Source organism: Salegentibacter salinarum, from assembly GCF_900168115.1.
In the GTDB taxonomy this organism is placed as follows: domain Bacteria; phylum Bacteroidota; class Bacteroidia; order Flavobacteriales; family Flavobacteriaceae; genus Salegentibacter; species Salegentibacter salinarum.
In genome coordinates this window covers 231,053-253,163 of the sequence record NZ_FUZC01000007.1, presented here as the reverse complement: position 1 = coordinate 253,163, position 22,111 = coordinate 231,053, and the positions used below count along the sequence as shown (strand labels likewise).

21 protein-coding genes are annotated in these 22,111 nt (G+C 37.7%); 13 read left to right on the top strand and 8 right to left on the bottom strand.

Annotated features, from left to right (window positions below):
• Positions 1 to 360 precede the first annotated feature (360 nt).
• From B5X53_RS10810 to B5X53_RS10765, 10 genes are all read left to right on the top strand, one after another.
• The gene (locus tag B5X53_RS10810) at positions 361 to 1,488 is read left to right on the top strand and encodes an NAD(P)/FAD-dependent oxidoreductase (RefSeq protein WP_079713242.1); all 1,128 of its coding nucleotides are present in this window, start codon (positions 361 to 363) and stop codon (positions 1,486 to 1,488) included.
• Positions 1,485 to 2,204: a methyltransferase domain-containing protein gene (locus tag B5X53_RS10805; RefSeq protein WP_079713241.1), complete on the top strand. Its 720-nt coding sequence runs from the start codon at positions 1,485 to 1,487 to the stop codon at positions 2,202 to 2,204. Before B5X53_RS10810 ends, B5X53_RS10805 begins: the two co-directional genes overlap by 4 nt.
• Positions 2,201 to 3,253 carry a type III polyketide synthase gene (locus B5X53_RS10800; protein ID WP_079713240.1) on the top strand — a complete coding sequence of 351 codons (1,053 nt, stop codon included), beginning with the start codon at positions 2,201 to 2,203 and terminating at the stop codon, positions 3,251 to 3,253. Before B5X53_RS10805 ends, B5X53_RS10800 begins: the two co-directional genes overlap by 4 nt.
• Complete coding sequence (locus B5X53_RS10795) at positions 3,247 to 4,041, top strand: enoyl-ACP reductase FabI (RefSeq protein WP_079713239.1); 795 nt, start codon at positions 3,247 to 3,249, stop codon at positions 4,039 to 4,041. The genes B5X53_RS10800 and B5X53_RS10795 overlap by 7 nt, the downstream gene beginning before the upstream one ends.
• Positions 4,042 to 4,048: 7 nt before the next feature.
• On the top strand, positions 4,049 to 4,495 hold the full coding sequence (locus B5X53_RS10790; protein WP_079713238.1) for a 3-hydroxyacyl-ACP dehydratase FabZ family protein: 447 nt from the start codon (positions 4,049 to 4,051) through the stop codon (positions 4,493 to 4,495).
• 12 nt (positions 4,496 to 4,507) lie between these two features.
• Positions 4,508 to 5,770 carry a beta-ketoacyl-[acyl-carrier-protein] synthase family protein gene (locus B5X53_RS10785; RefSeq protein ID WP_079713237.1) on the top strand — a complete coding sequence of 421 codons (1,263 nt, stop codon included), beginning with the start codon at positions 4,508 to 4,510 and terminating at the stop codon, positions 5,768 to 5,770.
• Between the two features lie 18 nt (positions 5,771 to 5,788).
• Positions 5,789 to 6,043 (top strand): acyl carrier protein, encoded by a 255-nt coding sequence (locus B5X53_RS10780; protein WP_079713236.1) that lies wholly within the window; start codon positions 5,789 to 5,791, stop codon positions 6,041 to 6,043.
• Positions 6,040 to 6,603 (top strand): 4'-phosphopantetheinyl transferase family protein, encoded by a 564-nt coding sequence (locus B5X53_RS10775; RefSeq protein ID WP_079713235.1) that lies wholly within the window; start codon positions 6,040 to 6,042, stop codon positions 6,601 to 6,603. The genes B5X53_RS10780 and B5X53_RS10775 overlap by 4 nt, the downstream gene beginning before the upstream one ends.
• 73 nt (positions 6,604 to 6,676) lie before the next feature.
• Entirely contained in the window at positions 6,677 to 7,393 is a 717-nt protein-coding gene (locus B5X53_RS10770; protein WP_079713234.1) for a hypothetical protein, read from the top strand.
• Positions 7,394 to 7,664: 271 nt separating this feature from the next.
• The gene (locus B5X53_RS10765) at positions 7,665 to 9,686 is read left to right on the top strand and encodes an aconitate hydratase (protein ID WP_079713233.1); all 2,022 of its coding nucleotides are present in this window, start codon (positions 7,665 to 7,667) and stop codon (positions 9,684 to 9,686) included.
• 88 nt (positions 9,687 to 9,774) lie between these two features.
• Here the strand turns inward: B5X53_RS10765 and hpf are convergent, their stop codons facing one another.
• Positions 9,775 to 10,080 carry a ribosome hibernation-promoting factor, HPF/YfiA family gene (gene hpf / locus B5X53_RS10760; RefSeq protein WP_079713232.1) on the bottom strand — a complete coding sequence of 102 codons (306 nt, stop codon included), beginning with the start codon at positions 10,078 to 10,080 and terminating at the stop codon, positions 9,775 to 9,777.
• 253 nt (positions 10,081 to 10,333) lie between these two features.
• Between hpf and B5X53_RS10755 the strand changes: the two genes are divergently transcribed.
• On the top strand, positions 10,334 to 10,825 hold the full coding sequence (locus tag B5X53_RS10755) for a DUF4251 domain-containing protein (protein ID WP_157822131.1): 492 nt from the start codon (positions 10,334 to 10,336) through the stop codon (positions 10,823 to 10,825).
• A gap of 406 nt (positions 10,826 to 11,231) precedes the next feature.
• Positions 11,232 to 11,744, top strand: a complete 513-nt coding sequence (locus B5X53_RS10750) for a hypothetical protein (protein WP_079713230.1) — start codon at positions 11,232 to 11,234, stop codon at positions 11,742 to 11,744.
• Between the two features lie 182 nt (positions 11,745 to 11,926).
• On the opposite strand, the gene B5X53_RS10745 is transcribed toward B5X53_RS10750, so the two are convergent.
• The 6 genes from B5X53_RS10745 to B5X53_RS10720 all read right to left on the bottom strand — a co-directional run bounded on the left by B5X53_RS10745 (position 11,927) and on the right by B5X53_RS10720 (position 16,683).
• Positions 11,927 to 12,382 carry a KTSC domain-containing protein gene (locus B5X53_RS10745; protein WP_079713229.1) on the bottom strand — a complete coding sequence of 152 codons (456 nt, stop codon included), beginning with the start codon at positions 12,380 to 12,382 and terminating at the stop codon, positions 11,927 to 11,929.
• Positions 12,383 to 12,694: 312 nt separating this feature from the next.
• Positions 12,695 to 12,910: a VF530 family protein gene (locus B5X53_RS10740; protein WP_079713228.1), complete on the bottom strand. Its 216-nt coding sequence runs from the start codon at positions 12,908 to 12,910 to the stop codon at positions 12,695 to 12,697.
• Between the two features lie 6 nt (positions 12,911 to 12,916).
• A complete protein-coding gene (locus B5X53_RS10735) occupies positions 12,917 to 14,218 on the bottom strand; it encodes a DEAD/DEAH box helicase (protein WP_079713227.1) in 1,302 nt (433 codons plus the stop codon).
• Positions 14,219 to 14,441: 223 nt separating this feature from the next.
• On the bottom strand, positions 14,442 to 14,894 hold the full coding sequence (locus B5X53_RS10730) for a cold-shock protein (protein WP_079713226.1): 453 nt from the start codon (positions 14,892 to 14,894) through the stop codon (positions 14,442 to 14,444).
• 220 nt (positions 14,895 to 15,114) lie between these two features.
• Complete coding sequence (locus tag B5X53_RS10725) at positions 15,115 to 15,819, bottom strand: TVP38/TMEM64 family protein (RefSeq protein ID WP_079713225.1); 705 nt, start codon at positions 15,817 to 15,819, stop codon at positions 15,115 to 15,117.
• Positions 15,820 to 15,828: 9 nt separating this feature from the next.
• Entirely contained in the window at positions 15,829 to 16,683 is an 855-nt protein-coding gene (locus B5X53_RS10720) for an SdiA-regulated domain-containing protein (RefSeq protein ID WP_157822132.1), read from the bottom strand.
• Positions 16,684 to 17,464: 781 nt separating this feature from the next.
• On the opposite strand from B5X53_RS10720, the gene B5X53_RS10715 reads away from it, so the two are divergent.
• The gene (locus B5X53_RS10715) at positions 17,465 to 19,768 is read left to right on the top strand and encodes a transglycosylase domain-containing protein (protein WP_079713253.1); all 2,304 of its coding nucleotides are present in this window, start codon (positions 17,465 to 17,467) and stop codon (positions 19,766 to 19,768) included.
• 91 nt (positions 19,769 to 19,859) lie between these two features.
• Here B5X53_RS10715 and katE read toward each other — a convergent pair whose 3' ends face one another.
• A complete protein-coding gene (gene katE, locus B5X53_RS10710; protein WP_079713223.1) occupies positions 19,860 to 22,010 on the bottom strand; it encodes a catalase HPII in 2,151 nt (716 codons plus the stop codon).
• Positions 22,011 to 22,111: the final 101 nt, after the last annotated feature.

Here is a 22,111-nt window from a genome sequence, read left to right as displayed (position 1 = left end):
GAGAAACATAGATCGCTGGTACCGTCGACGTCTAAGGATGTGTATCTGGAAACAATGGAAACGCATCCGCACGAAAGGAAAGATGCTTATCAAGCTTGGCCTGAACAAGTGGAAAGCGTGGGAATATGCCAACACGAGGAAAAGCTACTGGCATACAGCTAACAGCTTTATCCTCAAAAGGACTATTACCATCCACAGACTGAGACAGGCTGGTTACACTTCTCTTCTGGACTATTACCTTAAAGTTAGAACGTAAATTAGGGAACCGCCCAGTACGGAACCGTATGCTGGGTGGTGTGGGAGGACAGGTAGGGAAATAATCCTTACCTTTCTACCCGATCTTTTATTTATCTTCAACCAATGGCATATTTTCAAGTAATTATTATGGGTGGAGGCCTGGCGGGATTAACTGCTGCCATTCATCTTTCCCGGGAAGGGAAGCGTGTTTTGCTTATAGAGAAAAAAGCATATCCCAGGCATAAAGTCTGTGGGGAATATCTTTCAAACGAAGTACTTCCTTATTTAAATTCTCTTGATATTGATATTCAAAAAGATTTAAAACCGGTAAAAATCCATGAACTACTATACAGCACCCAGAAGGCCAAATCTATTGAAACTTCTTTAAGCTTAGGCGGAATGGGTTTAAGCCGCTATGCTTTAGATGATTTTCTTTTTAAAAAAGCCGAAGAATATGGCGCCGAAACTCTAATTAATTCAGTTGAAAATATAAATTTTGAAAAGGATAAATTTAACTTGAAACTTTCTTCCGGAAAGGAATTAAGTGCTCCTATAGTTTTGGGAGCATTCGGTAAACGATCTAATATTGATAAAAGCCTGGAGCGGGAATTTATTCAGGAAAAATCCTCGTGGCTTGCCATTAAATCACATTATGAAGATGTTGAATTTCCTGAAAATTTAGTGGCGCTTCATAATTTTGAAGGTGGCTACTGCGGATTATCAAAAACTGAAACCGGCGTAGTAAACGCCTGTTATATGGTTTCCTATAAAAGCTTCAAAAAATATCGAAATACCGAGGAATTCAAAGAAAAAGTTTTATTTCAAAATGCCTATTTAAAGGGTTTCTTTAAAAGGGCCAAACCTTTATTTGAAAAGGATCTGAGTATTGCTCAAATTTCTTTTCAGGAAAAATCACTTATTAACAATCATATTTTAATGCTGGGAGACGCTGCCGGCTTAATTCACCCACTTTGTGGCAACGGGATGGCAATGGCTATACATTCGGGAAAAATTGCTTCAGAGGCTGTTTTAAACAATTTCCAGGGAAATAATTTAGACCGTAAAAATCTAGAAAATCAATACCGCCAAAATTGGAGTACGTATTTCGAAAACCGGTTAAAAACCGGGCGAATCCTTCAAAGGATATTGATCAATCCAATTTTGGCTTCAACTTCACAGCAGCTCGTAAAAAAATTTCCGTACTTGTTAGAGAAAATTATCAGTAAAACCCACGGGCAACCCATAGTATGAGCATAGATACCTCAAAAAGAACAAACGCGGTTGAAATTATGGACGATTTTGACCTCCAGGGAAAAGAACTGGACAAAACCCTGCGTGACCTGGATAACATAAACAAATGGTTGGGTGGAAATAAAATCACCTTAGAGGGAGTTAAAAATATTGTACGTAATTACCCAAAAACAAAAGAATTTCACATTGCAGATGTGGGTTGCGGCAATGGTGCTGTACTTCGGGAAATGGCGAGATGGGGAAGAAGTAGTGGCTATAAGTTTAGATTTACCGGCATTGATGCCAACACCCACGCCATAAAAATTGCTGAAGAAATGTCTATAGGATATCCAGAAATTAATTTTGAATCTACAGATATTTTTAGCCCAGAATTTAAAAATTTTCATTGTGACATAATCTTGTGTACATTAACACTCCACCATTTTAAAGACGGTGAAATTTCAGCGTTACTAAACCTGTTCAACCAACAATCCAGGCTAGGTGTGGTGATTAACGATTTACATCGCTCTAAACTTGCTTATAGGTTGTTTCAGGCTTTTTGCGCGGTGTTTATCAACAACGAGATTGCCCGAAAAGATGGATTGATATCAATTTTAAGAGGTTTTAAAAAAGAAGAATTAAAAGATTTTGCCGGTAAAATTCCGCAAACCAATCATCAAATTAGCTGGAAGTGGGCATTTCGCTACCAATGGATTATTCAGAAAGTTAAGATATGAGCGTAAAAATTATAGGTGTAGAAAAAGAATTACCGCAGTATGCCCGGGAAACCAAAGATATTTTACCGTTGGTGGAAACCTGGCTTCAGGAGCAGGATGATCGCTACCGTAGAAAAGTCCTTAAAATATTTGAAGGCGCCGGGGTAGACAAACGTTATTCTATAATGGATCCTGAAGAAGTTTTTACCGCAACTTCTTTTGAAGATAAAAATAATATTTATACCCGGGAAGTTAAGAAGCTCGGTAAAAATGTATTGCAAAAAGCTTTGCAGAGTAATAACTGGGAAGCAAATTCCGTTGATTTTATAATTACCGTGAGTTGTACTGGGATTATGATTCCTTCCTTAGATGCTTATCTAATAAATGAGCTGGAATTACGCAAGGATATAACCCGGCTCCCGGTTACCGAAATGGGCTGCGCGGCGGGAATTTCAGGAATAATCTATGCAGCAAATTTTCTTAAAGCGAACCCGGGGAAACGAGCGGCGGTTATTGCAGTTGAAAGTCCTACGGCAACATTTCAGTTAAACGATTTTTCTATGGCCAATATGGTGAGTGCCGCAATTTTTGGGGATGGTGCCGCTTGTGTATTACTATCTTCAGAAGAAAGCGCATCAGGCCCAAAAATTCTGGGTGAAGAAATGCATCATTTCTATGAAGCCACGCATTTAATGGGATTTGACCTAACCAACCACGGACTCAAAATGATTTTAGATGAAAGCGTGCCGCAAACCATAGCTTCGCATTTTCCTGAAATTGTGCATCCGTTTTTGCAAAAATTCAACTCAAATATTGAAAAAGTGGACTATTTAATATTTCATCCCGGCGGAAAGAAAATTGTGCAAACAGTTGAAGATCTTTTTGGTAACTTAGGAAAGAATATAGACACAACCCGCGAGGTGCTTAGACAATACGGGAACATGAGCAGCGCAACGGTGCTCTATGTGTTAGAAGAATTTATGAAAAAACAGCCAAAACCGGGCGAACAGGGCTTAATGCTAAGTTTTGGTCCCGGTTTTTCGGCACAAAGAATTTTATTAGAATGGTAACAGAATTTAAAGATCATAATTACTGGGCAATTATTTTAGGCGGAAGTACAGGTTTAGGTTTTGCCACCGCCAGGAAACTTGCCCATCACGGGATGAATATAATTATTGTACATCGTGATAGAAGAACCGATATTGCTGAAATAGAAGAAGCTTTTGAAGATATTAGGGAACACGATGTTCAGTTTGAAAGTTTCAATGTTGACGCCACAAATGCTGAAAAACGCCAAAATCTAATTGAAGAAATCTCTAAAATCTTAGGAAAGGATGGTAAAATTAGAACCCTAGTGCACAGCATTGCCAAAGGAAACCTGAAACCCATGAGTGGGGAAGAACCTACCCTGGATAACGTAGATTTTCAAATTACTATTGACGCAATGGCAATTAGTCTGTACGACTGGACTAAAGCTATTTTCAAGGCTAAACTCTTTGCCAAAGATGCCCGAATTATTTCGTTTACAAGTGAGGGCAATAAAAAAGCCTGGGCTAATTATGCGGCGGTTTCTGCGGCAAAAGTTGCGCTGGAATCTATAACACGAAATATCGCCCTGGAATTTGCTCCTTACGGAATTCGGGCTAATTGTATACAGGCGGGAGTTACCGTAACCCGGTCTTTCCAGATGATTCCCGGGAACGAAACTTTACGCAACCACGCGCTAAAACATAATCCGTTTAAAAGGCTTACCGTTCCTAACGATGTGGCCAATGTGGTTTATTTATTAAGCAAAGACGAAGCTGGCTGGATTACGGGAACCATTATTCCAGTAAATGGTGGCGAACATTTAAAATAAGCAGCGATTGGATTATAAAAATATACTCGAAAAATTACCTTATTCAACGCCATTCTTATTTGTAGATGAATTGCTTAAAGTAAATGAAATATCTGCTGAAGGAATTTATACATTTCCGGAAGACTCTTTTTTTTATATAGGGCATTTTAAAAACAATCCCGTAACTCCAGGTGTTATTTTAACCGAATGTATGGCGCAAATTGGTGTGGTATGCCTGGGGATTTTTCTACTGGAAAATGAAAACTCTGATTCTAAAAATATTAAACTTGCCTTGAGTTCTTCTGAAGTAGATTTTTACCTGCCGGTTTTTCCCGGGGAAACGGTAAAAGTAGTTTCAGAAAAATTATTTTACAGGTTCAACAAACTAAAATGTGAAGTAAGAATGTATAGTAAGGAAGACAAACTTATTTGCCGCGGAAAGATTGCGGGAATGATAAAAAATGAACTTGCTTAAAAAATATTTTGGATGAAAAAACGAGTAGTCATAACCGGAATGGGGGTTGTTGCGCCAAATGGGGTAGACCTGGTTAATTTTGAAGATGCAATTCAAAAAGGCAAAAGCGGGATTAGGTTTGAAGAAGAACTGGATCGTTTAAAGTTCAGTTGCCAGATTGCCGGAAAACCACAACTTTCAGAAGAAAAAATTGCTGAATATTTTACGCCTTTGCAACTACGCGGACTAAATTCCAGCGGAATTGTTTACGGAGTAATTGCCGGTACTGATGCCTGGAAAGATGCGGGGCTTGAAATTCAGGAAAACGAAGCACCCGACTGGGATAGCGGGATTATTTTTGGCACCGGGATTCTGGGCGTAGATAAATTCAGGGAAGCCATTCATCTTATTGACGCCGGGAAAACGCGAAGATTGGGAAGCACTAGTGTAATGCAAACTATGGCCAGCGGAATTAGCGCTTATTTGGGCGGTATTTTAGGTTGTGGAAACCAGGTGACTACCAATTCCTCGGCTTGTACCACGGGAACCGAAGCTTTACTGATGGGTTTTGAAAGAATTACAGCCGGAAAAGCGAAAAGAATCTTAGTAGGAAGTTGCAGCGATCACGGCCCTTACGTGTGGGGCGGTTTTGATGCAATGCGAATTCTACCTTCAAAATATAACGCAAACCCCACTGAAGCTTCCCGGCCAATGAGCGCCTCGGCGGCCGGTTTTGTGCCGGGGAGTGGAGCAGGAGCTTTGGTATTGGAAGATTATGAATCGGCTATGGAGCGTGGAGCTAAAATTTATGCCGAAGTTTTAGGAGGCGCTGTAAATAGTGGAGGCCAGCGAGGTGGAGGTAGTATGACGGCCGCCAATAGCGAAGCGGTAATTAGGTGCATTGAAGAAGCACTTCGTTTTTCAGAAATTTCAGCGGAAGAAATTGATGTAATTAATGGGCATTTAACCGCAACCACAAAAGATGCGCTGGAAGTTGAGAGCTGGAAAAAAGCCCTGAATAGCAAGGACTTTCCTTATATAAATTCTTTAAAAGGAATGACGGGACATTGCCTGGCCGCATCCGGAAGTATAGAATGTGTGGCAAGTGTGCTTCAAATGGATAAAAACTTTATCTTCGGAAATGTGAATTGCGAAGATTTGAATTCGGAAATTTCAGATTTGATTTCCGAAGAAAAAATTCCGCGTAAAACTTTAGAAAAACCAATAAATATCCTGGCAAAATCCAGTTTTGGTTTTGGAGATGTAAACTCCGTAGTTATTTTTAGAAAGATATAAGCTATTTTATTACAAAAAATGAAAGAAAAAGAAATACTGAATGCTATCAAAAAGATTGTAACGCCATATACACAACGCCAGGAAGGGTTGGAGGATTTCAGCGAAGAAACCGATTTCATTAAAGACTTGGAAGTAAATTCGGCTAACCTGGTAGATGTAATCCTGGATGTAGAAGACGAATTTAATATTGAAATAGACAATGAGTCTATGGAAGGTATGCTCACAGTGGGGGATGCTAAAAATATTATTGAGCAAAAACTGGCTTCAGCGTGATTGGTAACGATATCATAGACCTTAACCTGATTCGGGCTCAAAGTAACTGGCAAAGAAAGGGTTTTCTTCAGAAATTATTTTCAGAAGAAGAACAAACTTTTATTCAGAATTCAGAAGATCCTGAATTAAATGTCTGGTTGCTATGGAGTATGAAAGAGGCGGTTTATAAAGCGGTTCAGCGTAAATATACATTGAAGCGTTTTTATAATCCGAAGCAATTTATCAGCGAACAGATAAAAATTAATCCCGGCAAGGCGAGGGGAGTGGTATGTTATAAAGAAGACGTTTTTGTAATAAATTCAATTCTTTTTCCAAATATGATTCATACTTCTACGGGAAACACCGAGTTTTCCCTGATTTCAGAAAATAAAAACTCCAGGTTCAGGTTACTTCAAAAAATTGCTGAGCATAAAGATATTAGATTAGAATACCTTAACATAAGTAAGGACAGAGAGGGGATACCTTTTGTAAGCTACCGGGGTGATAATCTGCAAATTCCGTTTAGCCTTTCCCATCACGGTAATTTTTCAGCCTACGCCGTCTCGTTAAATATGTCCTAAAACCTGATTTCCGCATTGTGAAAACATAGCCTTCTTTGTATCTTGAAACAACTAATTTAAAACGATTTTGATTATGAAGACTGTTGATAAGATGGAAGTGTTGCACAGCCAAAGTGCCGAATTTGTTGAAAAAGGAGAAACCGGTAAATTTTTAAAGTTAATTCCCGACACATTTATTATTAAAGGTGAAGAAAAAGATGGCGTTTTTAACCAGGGTTACGCTATTAGACATATAAACAGGCAGGATATACTGCTAATAGATGTAGTTGAAAAATCTACAAAAGACGCGGTAAAAAAGCTGATAACCGATGGTTATAAGATAAAAGGTATTTTAATTACCTGCGATGCTATTTTGAAAGATGCTTATGCCGATTTAAAAACAATTTCTGAAGATGCAGATGGCGCCCCAATTTTTGCACATCCGCGCAACAATTTTAAAGACAGTTTTAAAACTAAGGATATAACCGAACGCAAAGGAGTATTGAAAGATTTCGGTTTAAAAGTATTTGATCTCCCAGGAAACGGTGGTGCTTCAGTAATAATTCATTCTGAAGTAAATGATGGAATGTTATTCCCGGGTGAAGATGCAGAAGGCTCTCCATACGATTCAGATTTAAATACCTTCAAAAGGCCAAAAATGGATAAATCTAACGACGATTTTGGATTGGCAGGAAGCTGGAGCGCTTTTGATCAAGAATTTTCTTATTTATTTCCGCGAAAAGGAAAACCCGGTTTCAATATTGAAGAAGGGCAACAAACCGATATTTTAAATGCTTTAAGCAGAAGTTAGAAATATAATTAAGCTGTTTCGAAAGTAGCCGGCTGAATATTCACAACTTAGGTTCAGGATATTAAAGAGGTTATTTTTCAAACAGCTTTTTTAGAAGAAGCCATAAATAAAGAAGAAAATCCTTCTGTATTTGTGGCTTTTTTAATGCTAGAAAACTTCAATGTCAGCTTAATAATAGGAAGTTAGAACGCGATGTAAGGTATAAGATATTGTTAAAAGCACCCATTGTTCCTATAAATTGTAATATTTTAAAGCTTAAAAATAACCAACTATGTCTAAATTAAATGTAACTCAAAAATTAATTAAAGAACATTTGCTCAAGGGAGAAATGACTCCCGGGAAGGAAATAGGAATAAAAATAGATCAGGCATTGTTGCAGGATGCTACGGGAACACTGGTACAATTAGAACTGGAAGCCATGGGACTTGAAAAAGCCCAAACCGAAGTAGCTGTACAATATGTAGATCACAACCTGTTGCAAACCGACTTTAAAAATGCCGATGACCACTTGTTTTTACTTTCGGCAGCGCAAAAATTCGGACTTTGGTATAGTAGACCCGGAAACGGTGTAAGCCATCCAGTGCATATGGAACGCTTTGGAAAACCTGGGAAAACTATGGTTGGTTCAGACAGTCATACTCCGGCTGCAGGTTCCTTAGGAATGCTGGCCATTGGTACCGGCGGACTTGACGTTGCTGCGGCGATTGCCGGGCAGCCTTATTTTGTGAAAATGCCACAAGTTTGGGGTGTAAAACTAACCGGAAATTTACCAGATTGGGTGAGTGCAAAAGATGTGATCCTGGAAATGCTACGCCGCCACGATGTAAAAGGCGGAGTTGGAAAAGTAATAGAATATTATGGTGACGGACTTAAAAATTTAAGTGCGATGGATCGCCACGTTATTGCTAATATGGGCGCCGAACTTGGTGCGACCACAACCGTTTTCCCGAGTGATAATGAAACAAGAAGATTTCTGAAATCTCAGGAACGCGAAGATGATTGGATAGAATTAATAGCCGATGAAGGTTGTGAATACGATCTTCACGAAGAAATTATTTTAGATGAACTTGTGCCATTAATTGCCCTGCCAACCAGTCCCGGAAATGTTGTTCCGGTAAGTGAGGTTGCAGGAAAACCAATTAGCCAGGTGGTTATTGGTTCTTCGGCCAACCCTGGGTTACGAGATTTTTGGGTTGCAGGAGCTATAGTTGAAGACAAATCGGTTAGCAGTGATGTTTCGTTTGATATCAATCCAACCTCAAGGCAGATTATTCAGAATATGATAGAGAATAGGGCTTTTGCTAATTTAATTAAAGCAGGAGCGCGTTTTCACCAGTCCGGTTGTATGGGATGTATAGGTATGGGCCAGGCACCGGCATCTAACACCATTAGTTTACGTACCATGCCAAGAAACTTTCCCGATCGTTCCGGAACAAAGGACGACCAGGTACATTTATGTAGCCCTGAAACCGCTGCGGCTTCAGCTTTAACCGGAAAAATTACAGATCCGCGGGATATGGAGAAGCTTTACAATATGAAATATCCGAAATTTGAATATCCCGAATTTCAGATTATTAAAGAAGATATGCTGGTTGCTCCGCCGGAAGACGGTTCTAAAGTTGAACTTCAGAAAGGACCCAACATTAAATCCCTACCATATATTGAACCTATGCAGAATAAATATAGCGTTCCAGTAATGCTAAAAATGGGAGATAATGTTTCAACCGATGAAATATTAAAAGCAGGAGCAGAGGTACTACCTTTTAGAAGTAACCTTCCGGAAATTAGTAAATATTCTTATACGGTTATTGACGAGACATTTTATGATCGTGCGATGAAAGCTAAAGGCGAACACGGCGGCCATATTGTGGTTGCAAAAGATAATTATGCCCAGGGTTCCAGTAGGGAGCACGCGGCCATCGCACCAAAATATTTAGGTCAGGTAGCGGTAATTGCAAATAGTTATGCAAGAATTGCCTGGCAAAACCTGGTGAATTTTGGTATTCTTCCTTTAGAGTTTTTAGATATCGCAGATTATGAAAAGATAGATCAGGACGATCAAGTAATATTTAGAAACCTGCGCGAAGACATTAAAAATCGAAATAATATTAAGGTAATTGTTAGAAAAGCAAATGGTAATAAACTGGAGTTTGAAACCAAGCACAGTATGAGTGACAGGCAAATAAATATTTTGTTGAAAGGTGGAATTATCAACGAGTTTAAAGAGCGAATTGAAGCCAACGAACTCGGTGAAGACCAGGCCAAAGATGCTGAAGAAGCCGACGTGAAGTAAAATCTCAGTTAAACTCAGAATGACGAATTAAAAAACCCTGATGTGATTTACATCAGGGTTTTTTGTGCATTAAACTGAAAAATTACTCTTAGTTAGAATGTGTTTTCATTTGGCCCTTTCTTTTTGATAACTGGCGTTCAAGATCTCTAATAGTTTCAGAGGTTGCAGCTTCAAAAGAGTTTTCGTTAGATTCAGCAAAAATTTGAGGCCCGGGAGCGCTCAGTTTAATATTGCAGATATAACCTTTTGGATCTTGGGCTTCTTCTTTTTTAAAATATACCTGGGCTTTCACGATCCAGTCATATTTTGTTTCCAGTTTATCTAATTTTTTTTGAGCGAAATCCTGTAGTTTTTCGCTTTTATCGAGTTTTACGAACTGATATATTGCTTCCATAAATAAGTTTATTTTAGTATTACCAATTAACCCATAATTCTCTTAGTACCCAAATCAATTAAGTGATTCTTAGCAAAGCTTTAAGAATATTTTTAAATGCATAAACTTATTTTTTAGTTGAAAGGTATTTTAATTCTTTCTTTAATTTTGAAACTTTATTAGATTAATTCGGGATTCAGTAATTTAAAAGTCTTTTAAGACTATTCGCAAGTTAAAGATTGTATCTTAAGCTAAGAATCTAATGAGGGTACCTATGAAACTACATATCAAATATTTAAGTATTATTTTTGCGCTAATCTTACTGCAAGCTTGCGGTAGTAGTGCCGATACTACTAAAATTGCCGAAACGAAGGCCTTAATTGAAAGCAGGGAGTTTGAGATTGAACACGATTGGCTAAGCCCCATGGCTGGCGGCAGAGTTAACCTGATCGGAAATCCTAATTTTATACGCTTTAAAAAAGATTCTGTGAATTTGTTCCTGCCGTTTTTTGGAGAACGATTTTCCGGGGGTGGTTATAACAGCGAAGGTGGAATTATCTACAACGGCCCATTGCAGGATTTTGAAATTAGCAGCGGGAGGAATAATTCTCAAATAATAAAATTTACTACCGACCAGAATAGTGAAAATCTTGATTTTTCTATAAATATATTTCCTGAAGGAGATGTAAACACAAGAGTAAACAGCAGCCAGCGTTCTTTTATATCTTACCAGGGAAAAATAGGAGAGCTAGAAGAAGATGAGTAAGGCGCTGAATAAAAAAACGACTCTCATTCTTAAATATTCTATTTTACATAATATAAATTATAGTCTAATTGTTATGGCTATTTGCTGCTTCAGCATAATACTATATACTTAAAGCTGTATATCTGGAATGATATAAAAGTTATGCCGAATAATAAGACTAAAGGTATTCAAGCAAAAAAGAACCATTAATCAGATTGAATCACTACATACTGATTAAAAATTAGGAGAAGAGACATCAGGTTTTACTTCAGTCAAAAAAGTTTAAAGCCAGTTACAATTACACATATACTAATACACATACTAAACTCTACCCTCTACCAAACTTAGATATTTATTTAACAGCAAATTAAAATTATCTCCTTAGCTTTTTTATAATTTAGTTTACTTAAACCAAAAAACTAAGAGTATGAGAAATTTTGTAATGATTTTAGCCCTTGTAGCTATAGGTTTTACAAGTTGTAACGATAATGCCGGTAAGGATTTGGAAAAGCAACAACAGGAATTAACCAAAGCCAATGACAGTATTGTTAGTACCCATGAGGAACTTACACAAAAGCACCAGGAACTAATGAACAATCACAACCAGGTATCGCAGGAACTGCGTGGGCTTGAAGAACTGGAAGATTCTACCCAGTTAGAAAAACTGGCAGAGCTTGAAGGGCAAATTAGAGACCACCAGGCAACCCTGGCTTCTCACGAAGAAATGATTAGAAGTCATAATGAGCTTAACCAGGAGTACGGCTCTTTAAGCGCAGATGAGAAAAAAGCGCAACTTGATGAAATGCAAAAAACTCACGATCGTATCATGGGTGAACAGGACGAAATGAAATCTGAACACGATGAGATTGAAAAAGGACATCAATCTATTAAAGATGTAATTTCTCAATCTACCGTGGAAGATTCAGAAAGCGGAATGTAGTTTATCGAGTCTTACTATATTTGAATAAGAAAAGGCTGTTTGAAAGGTCTATTGTTGTCAAGTTGAACTAGTTTCAGCTTCTAATATGAAATTAATTTAAAAACATGTTAGATCCTGAAACAAGTTTAGGATGACGAATTAAAAACACTTTCAAACAGCCTCTTTTACTCCCTAAAATCTCTTTAAGCAGTTTCCAGCTCAAGATCTTTTTTAGATTTTCTATATAAAAAAGAATTGTAAATATTTCTTTTGGCAAATCTCACCTGCTTATCTGAACTGATGAACTTAATAAAAAGTTTCTTGTTCACCCCAAAATATTCGTACGTAGTACCGTTGGTAAAAGAGATCTCCAGTAGATTGCCTTTGTGCTGGTAATCTGCAATTCCGGCTTCGTTTATAGTGCGGTTATATTCTTCAAGATTGGCGTCGCGGGTATGTGGGGCAATGCTTACCAAAAAATGGTAACCATCTATAATCTCTTTACTTTTAATTTCAGCTTCGGCGTGTTTTTCGTCGGTTTCCCTGAATTTATCGGGATGCCATTCTTTGACCAGGTTTCGGTAGCTGGTTTTAAGTTCTTTAAGGTCTATCTCTTTTTCAACATTAAAGAGCTTTTTATATTGATTTACACGCTTCATTTTTTTTATTTTAAATAAGCGGCAAAAGTACTCCTTTTTTTCGGATAAAAGACGGATTATTCTCCTCCCGTTCTTCTTTATTTATTCAATAGTTTAGAAAATACATCCAGTTGAGCAAATGGTAAGTAACAAGCCCGGCAACTAAAGCTATTACCAGCTTTAAGCCATTAAATCTTAGCCATTCTAAAATGCTTTTCATCAAAATATCTATAAGTTAAAGCTTTTCTCAAAAACCGAACTATCAAAGATATTTGTAATTATTGAATTAAGATTACGGAAATCCGTATTAATGCTGTTAAAAAAATTCAGCGTTTAAAGCGAATCAAGATATAATCTTTCAACCTTAGTCCTTGCCCAGGGCGTTTTTCTTAAGAATTTTAAGCTGGATTTTATAGAAGGATCTTGCGTAAAACATTTAATATTAATGCGATTCCCCATTTCTTCCCAGCCATAACGCGTTACCAGGAAGTCAAGAATTTCGGCAAGTTTTACACCGTGTAACGGATTATTAGGTTGCTTAGTTTCCATAATTAATTAAATATAACGAACCCTCACTTTTTTCTTCTTAAGCCTGGAATTATTAAGCGTTTCTATAAGTGCTTCAGCTTTTTCCTCGGGAACAGCTACAAAGGCGCAATCCTGTTTCAGCTCGATAAGCCCCAGTTCTTCCTTTTTAAGATTTCCCTGTTTTAAGAAAAGTCCGGCAATATCTCCTTTTGAAATTTTATCTTTTCTTCCTCCAGAAATAAACAAAGTAGTTTTTTCAACTACATCTGTATTGGTTTTTTCATTCTGAATTTTATAATCGTTAGCCTTAATAAAATCAGGTAGCGTTCTTCTATCTGAAAGGACATAGGCAGTTCCCTCCTGGTGCATTCTCGCAGTTCGTCCGTTTCTATGGGTGAATTCTGATGCTTTAAAAGGTAATTGATAATGAATTATAAAATCTATTTCAGGAACATCTATTCCGCGCGCAGCAAGATCTGTGGCGATTAGAATTCTATGAGTTCCGTTTCTAAATTTAATAAGTGATCTTTCGCGGTCTTTTTGCTCCATTCCGCCTGAGAAAATTCCGTGTTCAATATTTTTTCTATCCAGAAAATCGCTTACTTCAGCAATACTATCCTTTAAATTGCAAAAAATAATGCCGGAACCTTTAGCATTTTCAGAAAGTAAATTTACAAGGCTTTGCAGTTTAGTTTTTGGATTTACCTGTATGGTTTTAATCTCCAGGGATGGCTGCTCCCCTTTTAAATAATCTATTCGCTTCGGGTTTTTAAGACCTACAAACCCGGGTATATTAATATTTTGTGTTGCTGAAGTCAGGATGCGTGTATCTAAGCCGGAAAGCTCTCCAATAATTTCTTTCATTTCGTTCTCAAAACCTACTTCTAAAGATTTATCAAATTCATCTAAAACCAGCGCTTTAATATTTTTTGTCGAAAAAGTTTCTCTTCTAAAATGATCGGCAATTCTTCCAGGCGTACCTATTAAAATGGCGGGGGCGTGTTGCAATTCTATTTTATCTTTAGAAAAAGCCCTACCGCCGTAAACGGCATTTGCTTTAAATCCTGCACCCATTTCCCGGGTTACCTGTTCAATTTGAATAGCCAGTTCTCGTGAAGGCACTAAAATCAATGCCTGAACTTCTGCCAGGTCGGGATCTAAAATATCGAGCAAGGGTAATAGAAATGCGAGGGTTTTCCCCGATCCTGTGGGTGAAAGTAATACCGTGTTTGGGTTGTCGTTAATGGTTTTATAAGCTTCTTGCTGCATAGCATTAAGCTGGGAAATCTCCAGTTTGTCCAGGATTTCCTGTAAATTCTTAGTTTGCATGTTATTTTAAATAATAAAGCCTTAAGCAGACTTTAAAGGGAAAAACCCTGTTAGGAAAGATAAAAAGAAAGGTTCAGCAATAATAGATTACCGAACCTTTTATGGGATTTGAGAATTATTCGATAAGCGAGATTTAGTATGCTAAGGCCTGCCGAATCATTTAGGCGGGCTAGTCTCGAAAATTAAACAATATAAAAACCTCGTGAGTATGTTCTAAGGTAGTTTATTGTTGTTTAACGCGAACGGCGTTCATACCTTTCATTCCTCGTTCCAGTTCAAAAGTCACCTTGTCGTTTTCGTCAATCTCGTCGATTAATCCGGTAACGTGAACAAAATATTTTTCGTTGTTTTCTGAATCTATAATAAATCCGAAACCTTTAGAATGATCAAAAAATGAGACCTTTCCTTTTCTTTGCGGATCTTCTTCTGGCATATCCTCTTTCTTAGGAACACCAATTTCTATACTATCTGCTTCAACTTCAACTTTTTGAGAAGGATCCGGCGGAGTATCGGTAAGATTTCCATCGGCATCTACATAAGCGATCATATCTTCAAAATTACCGCCTTTGTTAGAGTTCTCTTTGCGCTCCTGCTTCTTAGCCTCTTTTTCTTTACGCTTTTTTATTTTCTTTTTTTCTTTTTCAGTTTTACTGAATGTCTGCTGCGATTTGCCCATTAATTAATTTTAATTAGTAATTGAGTGAGTAAGCTTGAATTTTTTGCTGAAGATTTTTGTGGTAGTGTAACCCGGCTTGTAATGCCATTAGTCTTCAATAAATGTAAGAATCCCGATTGGGACACTGCTTAAACTTCTACAAAGATAAGTGATAGAATTTAAATTACTTAATTTGAAGCGAATAAATAATTCATGATTTCTCTAAACTACCATTTCCCTCCTATTTTTTTCGTTTTTTCTTATCCCACCAAACGTATAAAATAAAAATAAACAAACTTACAATAGAGCCCCAAAGTAGCCCGGTTTTAAGTCCATCGGTACTTTTTCCTATAATTGCAATAAATATGGTTAAGGGAGCAATCCCTACCAGGGTTGCGCCAATAAAACGCCAATATCCCATTTTAAGAATTCCGCCTACAAAACTAATCGCATCGTTAGAAAGAAAAGGATTGATCCTGGTAACAATTACTGCCCAAAAGCCATAATCATCAATAAAATCCTCAATTTTATTTTCGTTCTTGGGTCCTATTAGTTTCTGAACGATGACCGGTCCAAAATAACGCCCAATAAAATACCCTACACTGGAAGCCGAAAAAATAGCTGCGAAAATAATTAGGCTTCCAAAAAAGGGTCCATAAGCCAAAATTGAAACCACCATTAATGCTACTGAAGGGATCACGATTAAAAACATTTGTGCCACCATAGCCAGGATAAGCATTGTTGGGCCCATCCACCCAAATTCTGAAACCCACTCGGTAATACGTTCTTCGTCGTTACTGGTTAAAACCTCCCAGGCATTGGTGAAAAACTCCTGGACCCCGGGAATAAAAAAATAAGCCGCGATTAAGGCAGCTATTATAATTCCGGAAACAATTAGCGGGGCTTTACTTTTTTTTACTGAGGTGGTTTCAACAGAATCGGGCATAGTATTTATTTAATCGTTTAGTTTTACTCTTAGAATATTTGCGGGTTGTCTCCTACTTTCATTAGAAATATACAGCCGGTTTTCTTCATCAAAAGTAAGACCTTCGGGTTGTGGAAAAAATTCAGGATCAAGAAGATGAATTTTTACTTCATTGCCTTTCCGGTCAAGGATAATTAATTTTGGCTGATTTCCTTCTAAAACATATAACTCTCCGTTAGTAGGATGAAATCTAATAGAAGACGGCCTAATAATTTCTGAAGATCTCCCTCCTCTTAATTTTACATAGATTTCGTTACTCCCGTCAAGGGTAAAATGACGTTCCTTATTTACTTTTTTAGTTAATAGGTCAAAAGTGTAGATTCCTTTGGTAGCTTTCCTATTATTATATTCTTTTACGGCGAATAATAAACGATTGTTTGTAGCATCAAACTCTAGGCTTTCCATCTCGTTAATATCTAAGCCAGAAACATGGTAAGTATCAATTTTGGGATTTTCTTCCCTAAAATTCACAACTTTATATAGTTTACCATCACTTCTTGCAACATATGCCGTGTCTTCTATTACGCTAATATCTTCATAGTCCCCGCCTTCTCCAAAAGGAATGCGAGATGTAATTTCTGAAGTTTCTAAATTATAAATAAAAATAATTCCATCTTCATCCTGGATGCAGGCCACCTCGTTATTTCCCAAATAGCTTATCCCAGAAACTTCCTGAAGAATTGGTGGTAAATTCCATTTTTCTTCAATAACATAGGTTTTATTATCATCGTCAAAAGATAAGTAACTGTTATTCTTAAAAGCCCAGAAAATGAGTCCGGCGAGAATAAATACCCCGGCAACAATCCCTATTACTATTTTATTCATTTTCATATAACGCGCTGCAAGTTATTTTACAAAATAGGTTTAATATTAAAGTCTGCCACCATAATTAAATATTATTAACACCCGGTTTTTAAAATTACCAAAAATTATCGGCTGAAATCTCCCCAAAAAACCCCCTATTTGTTAAAAGTAAGTTAATTTAGTACTATTTATAGCATAGTACTGTAACAAACCAAAACCAATGGAGTCTATTAGATATAAACCTTTAAATTTTAGAAATGATGAAGACTTTTGAAACAATTAGCCGACCATTTTTTAACCAGGAAAAGAAGAACTCTAAAAGTACCTGGACCAGTAAAAGACGTTATTTAAGATAATTCCATCAAAAATTAGAAATTATGAGAAATTTAGTAAACATTCGTTCATTTTTAAATCAAAGTAAATCCAACAATCGTAGTAATTGGGAAATTAAACGCCGTTACCTTTAAACTTAACACCATGAAAATTCAGGAGTATATTAATTTAAACTGTGGAAGTACGCGAGAGCCCCAGGTATTTGGTAAAAAACCCCGTAATAAATTCCACGAAAACTTTACCAGGAACACCTGGTGTTTAAACCTAAGACCTATGAGTTAACCCTAAAACCAACCCCTATGGAACTCAGGAAAACCTAGCCGGCATTACCGTAAAAAGTAGCCGGCTTTTTTATTCCCGAAATTTTTGAATGTTGCTGAATCCCCGATTTTTAAAAAAACTTAAAATATCTTTAAAATTTAAATCTGGTTTGTATGGTATTTGTTTATTTGTACCAATTAAACCTCCTATGCTAAAAAAGATTAAAAAATCTCCCAAAATAAAATGGGCTATAATCATACTTCTCAGCCTTCTTGCCATTTTCTTACTGTTTTTCGCAAGTATTTATTTTGGAGCCTGGGGCAAACTCCCCTCTTCTACCGAATTAAAAGAGCTTAAACAAAACCGAGCCACCGAAGTTCTGGCCAAAAACGGAGAACTTATTGGCAAATTCTATGTTTTTGACAGGCAACCTATTACTTATAAAGAACTTCCCCCCCATTTAATAAACGCCCTTGTAGCTACCGAAGATGCCCGGTTTTTTGAGCACGATGGTATTGATAACAGAAGTTTATTGCGCGTTGTTTTTAAGTCCATTTTGCTTCAGGATGACTCAGCCGGTGGCGGGAGTACCATTAGTCTTCAATTAGCGAAAAATATTTACGGAAGAAAAGATTACGGTGCTTTAGGGATTGTGGTAAACAAATTCCAGGAAGCAATAATTGCCAAAAGACTAGAAGATATTTATTCAAAAGAAGAAATTATTAGACTCTATTTTAATACCGTTCCTTTTAGTGATAATACCTTCGGAATCGAGAGCGCCGCTATGAAATTCTTCGGAAAGCATACTTCAGAAATAAATCTTGAGGAAGCCGCGGTGTTGGTTGGAACCTTAAAAGCTTCCCACTCCTACAATCCCAGGATTTTTCCTGAAAGAAGTCGGTTACGCAGGGATGTAGTACTTGAACAAATGGGAAAGTACGGCTATTTAACCGAAGAAGAAGTACAGGAAGCCAAGCAGCGTGAATTGGTGTTAAATTACAAAAGTTACAGCCACGATAAAGGCCTGGCCCCCTATTTTAGAGAACAGGTTAGAAAAGATGTAAGCAAAATCCTGGATACGCTGAAAAATAAAGACGGGAAGAAATTCAATATTTACAGGGACGGTTTGAGCGTACACACCACCCTGGATGTAAAAATGCAAACTTTGGCTGAAGAAGCCTTAAAAGAGCATTTACAAAATCTACAAAAACAACACGAGGATGCCTGGGGAAGTGCAGCGCCCTGGTTAACCAACCGGGAAATTGTAAACGATGCTTTAAAAAAGACTTCAGCGTGGAAAAATCTTGAGAAAGAAGGCAATAGTGAGGCTGAAATCATGGAAGTTTTAAACAAAGAACATCCTACCGAAATTTTTAGCTATGATGGCACTGAAACTAAGAATATTAGCACAAGAGACAGCGTTGCTCATTATCTGAAATTTCTTAATGCGGGAATGCTGGCGGTAACTCCCGAAACGGGCTCAGTTCAGGCCTGGGTTGGCGGGGTAAATTTTGAACATTTTCAGTATGACCATGTTTCGCAAAGTAAACGCCAGGTAGGGTCTACGTTTAAGCCTTTTGTATATGCTGCGGCTTTAGAAAATGGCATAGAACCCTGCGAATATTTTTCGGCCCGGGAGGTAACTTATGCAAAGGGATGGACACCTTCCAACTCCGGTAGCGAAGAAGAAGATCCGCATATGAATTACAATTTAAAGGAAGCTTTAAGTAATTCTATGAATACCATTGCGGTTAAAGTACTTATGGAAACCGGGATTGAAAATGTGGTGAACCAGGCTAAAGCGATGGGAATAAAATCAGATTTACCGCAAGTACCATCTATTGCCTTAGGAACTGCTTCTTTGAATTTAACCGAGTTAACCGAAGCCTACACTCCATTTTTAAATAATGGAAAAACCAGCAAAGCTTTTTATATCACCAAAATTGAAGACGGCGAGGGAAATATTTTAGCTGAATTTAAACCTGAAATTTCTGATAGCAGGAGTATTTCTAAAACCAACAGGAAGATCATGATAGAAATGATGAAAGCTACGGTAAATGAAGGCACGGCTACCAGGTTAAGAACAACTTATGGATTAAGAAACGATATTGCCGGAAAAACAGGAACTACCCAAAACAACAAAGATGGTTGGTTTGTGGGGATAACCCCGAATCTTCTGGCCGTAACCTGGGTAGGAGCTGACGATCATAGGATTGGGTTTAGGAACACTTATATTGGGCAGGGCGCTAATTCGGCTTTACCGGTTTTTGCAAAATTAATGCAGAAAATGAATAGCGATCCCGCGTTTAATGATATCACACAGGCGAAATTTGCTCCGCTTCCTGCTGAAATTAAAGAAATGATGGATTGTGATCCTGAAAAACGCGATGGTTTCTTTAAGCGTCTTTTTGGCGGTGGTGATAAAGATGAAACCAAGCAACCGGAAAAAAAAGAAAAGAAGGAAAAGAAAGGTTTTTTTAAGCGTCTTTTTGGTGGTAAGGATAAAGATTAAAAAGGCATCATTATTTTACTTCTCGACTGCGCTCGAAGTGACATAATGATGCCTAGTTCTCAAATATAATAGTACAAACTATATTAAAATTCTATGCAGGAATACTATCCTTCTCCTCTCTTTTCCAGAAACGGTGCTGACCTATAGCTTTAATAAATTCTGATGATTTATCTTTTCCTACAATAACACCATCTTCAGCAAGATTTTTCTTGTCAAGTTTATTCCAGAAATAAGTTTCTTCAATTAACCCGTTTTCCTGGGCTGTAGCAATTGGTTTACAATGCTTATAACCTTCATTTAAGAAATGAATCGCTTTAGGGATTTTCTTCAATGCCATATTGGCTTTATCTCCTGCCGGTACATAAAAAGCGTCAAAAACAACAGATGCACTGGTTCTAAAAGCTTCATCTACCTTAATTGATTTTCCGTCAGCGGTTTTAACTTCAGTAGAATTTGGCCCAAGAATTTTCACCATTGCACCTTCTTTATCTAAAGCTTTTTTCATTTCGTTAACCGAGTTATCATCTACTCCATCTGCGCATAAAAATGCTACTTTTCGGGTTGCGATGTTTCCGAATCCATTATGCATCATACTTAAAGCCGGGTCTTTATCTAACGACGGATTGCTTTTAGTAGGTTCATAACGTTCCGGGTCAAAATCTGCGGGCACCCCGTGATTTAATTGCGTTTTTTTCTTTGGAACAGGCATTCCCAAATTAGAGGCAACTTCTTTAGCTAGATCTTTATTCACCTCGTTCAGTAAACCAAGCATTCTTTCCCTTACCTCGACAGCGTCAACCTTACCAAGTTCAAAACTCAAGGCGTTGATAATGTGTTGTTGTTCAACTGCGGTTTGACTGTTATAGAACAGGCTAGCCTGGCTAAAGTGGTCTTTAAAGCTTTCGCTACGCTCACGTACTTTTTTAGCATCAACTTTTTCGGGATAACTGTCAAATCCGCCTTCTGCAATTTTGGCCTGGAATGGGCAGCCGTTCCCTAAAGAATTTGGTTGATAACTAGTTTGTCCTTTATTAATTTGCTGACGCATATGGCCATCACGCTGATTGTTGTGTAACGGGGCAATTGGACGGTTTATTGGAATTTCGTGAAAGTTTGGTCCTCCCAGTCGCTTCAGCTGAGTATCGGTATATGAGAATAATCTACCTTGCAGAAGCGGATCGTTAGTAAAATCTATTCCGGGAACAATATGGCCGGGATGGAAAGCTACCTGTTCGGTTTCCGCAAAGAAATTATCAGGATTTCTGTCCAGCACCATTTTACCAATTTTCTTAACCGGCACCATTTCTTCAGGGACTAATTTTGTAGCATCCAGAAGATCAAAATCAAATTTATGCTCATCTTCTTCAGGAATTAATTGTACTCCTAATTCCCACTCTGGGAACTGGCCATTCTCAATGGCTTCCCAAAGGTCTCTTCTGTGAAAATCGGGATCGTTTCCTGAGATCTTCTGAGCTTCATCCCAGGCAACTCCGTGAGTTCCTAACAATGGTTTCCAATGGAATTTAACAAAAGTTCCTTTTCCTTCTTTATTTACAAATCTAAAAGTGTGCACTCCGAAGCCTTCCATCATTCTTAAACTTCTGGGAATCGCCCTGTCACTCATTGCCCACATAATCATATGCGTAGACTCGGGCATTAAAGAAATAAAATCCCAAAAAGTATCGTGGGCTGAAGCTGCCTGCGGAATTTCATTATGGGGTTCAGGTTTTACGGCGTGAATTAGATCTGGGAATTTTATGGCATCCTGGATAAAGAAAACCGGAATATTATTTCCTACCAGGTCATAATTTCCTTCTTCAGTATAAAATTTAACCGAAAATCCGCGGACATCTCGGGCCAAATCGGTTGAACCTTTAAATCCGGCGACCGTAGAAAATCGTGTAAAAACCGGGGTTTTCTTAGATGGATCCTGCAAAAATCCCGCTTTGGTATATTTCTCCATAGATTCGTAAACCTGGAAATATCCGTGTGCGCCAGATCCACGAGCGTGTACTATTCTCTCGGGAATTCTTTCGTGGTCAAAATGAGTGATTTTCTCTCTTAGAATAAAATCTTCTAATAAGGAAGCACCTCTATCTCCGGCTTTTAGAGAGTTCTGGTTATCATTAATTCTAACACCCTGGTTGGTGGTTAAAAATTGTTCCTGGCCGTCTTCCCGATTTTTTTCCAGGTCTTCATGCTTCTTATTTTTGGAAGCTTTTTTCTTTCCGTCATCCTTCATAATTATAATTTTTTATTGGTTCCTTTAAAATTCATAAATAAATGGCGGTAATAAAATTTAGCGCTGTTAAATAAATCCTATAATTACTGTTGTTCTTTTGA

Bases quoted from the DNA above. Each gene is read 5' to 3' on its own strand.
- B5X53_RS10810 (WP_079713242.1), top strand. From the start codon at position 361: ATGGCATATTTTCAAGTAATTATTATGGGTGGAGGCCTGGCGGGATTA.
- B5X53_RS10805 (WP_079713241.1), top strand. From the start codon at position 1,485: ATGAGCATAGATACCTCAAAAAGAACAAACGCGGTTGAAATTATGGAC.
- B5X53_RS10800 (WP_079713240.1), top strand. From the start codon at position 2,201: ATGAGCGTAAAAATTATAGGTGTAGAAAAAGAATTACCGCAGTATGCC.
- B5X53_RS10795 (WP_079713239.1), top strand. From the start codon at position 3,247: ATGGTAACAGAATTTAAAGATCATAATTACTGGGCAATTATTTTAGGC.
- B5X53_RS10785 (WP_079713237.1), top strand. From the start codon at position 4,508: ATGAAAAAACGAGTAGTCATAACCGGAATGGGGGTTGTTGCGCCAAAT.
- B5X53_RS10780 (WP_079713236.1), top strand. From the start codon at position 5,789: ATGAAAGAAAAAGAAATACTGAATGCTATCAAAAAGATTGTAACGCCA.
- B5X53_RS10770 (WP_079713234.1), top strand. From the start codon at position 6,677: ATGAAGACTGTTGATAAGATGGAAGTGTTGCACAGCCAAAGTGCCGAA.
- B5X53_RS10765 (WP_079713233.1), top strand. From the start codon at position 7,665: ATGTCTAAATTAAATGTAACTCAAAAATTAATTAAAGAACATTTGCTC.
- hpf (WP_079713232.1), bottom strand. From the start codon at position 10,080: ATGGAAGCAATATATCAGTTCGTAAAACTCGATAAAAGCGAAAAACTA.
- B5X53_RS10755 (WP_157822131.1), top strand. From the start codon at position 10,334: ATGAAACTACATATCAAATATTTAAGTATTATTTTTGCGCTAATCTTA.
- B5X53_RS10750 (WP_079713230.1), top strand. From the start codon at position 11,232: ATGAGAAATTTTGTAATGATTTTAGCCCTTGTAGCTATAGGTTTTACA.
- B5X53_RS10745 (WP_079713229.1), bottom strand. From the start codon at position 12,382: ATGAAGCGTGTAAATCAATATAAAAAGCTCTTTAATGTTGAAAAAGAG.
- B5X53_RS10740 (WP_079713228.1), bottom strand. From the start codon at position 12,910: ATGGAAACTAAGCAACCTAATAATCCGTTACACGGTGTAAAACTTGCC.
- B5X53_RS10735 (WP_079713227.1), bottom strand. From the start codon at position 14,218: ATGCAAACTAAGAATTTACAGGAAATCCTGGACAAACTGGAGATTTCC.
- B5X53_RS10730 (WP_079713226.1), bottom strand. From the start codon at position 14,894: ATGGGCAAATCGCAGCAGACATTCAGTAAAACTGAAAAAGAAAAAAAG.
- B5X53_RS10725 (WP_079713225.1), bottom strand. From the start codon at position 15,819: ATGCCCGATTCTGTTGAAACCACCTCAGTAAAAAAAAGTAAAGCCCCG.
- B5X53_RS10720 (WP_157822132.1), bottom strand. From the start codon at position 16,683: ATGAATAAAATAGTAATAGGGATTGTTGCCGGGGTATTTATTCTCGCC.
- B5X53_RS10715 (WP_079713253.1), top strand. From the start codon at position 17,465: ATGCTAAAAAAGATTAAAAAATCTCCCAAAATAAAATGGGCTATAATC.
- katE (WP_079713223.1), bottom strand. From the start codon at position 22,010: ATGAAGGATGACGGAAAGAAAAAAGCTTCCAAAAATAAGAAGCATGAA.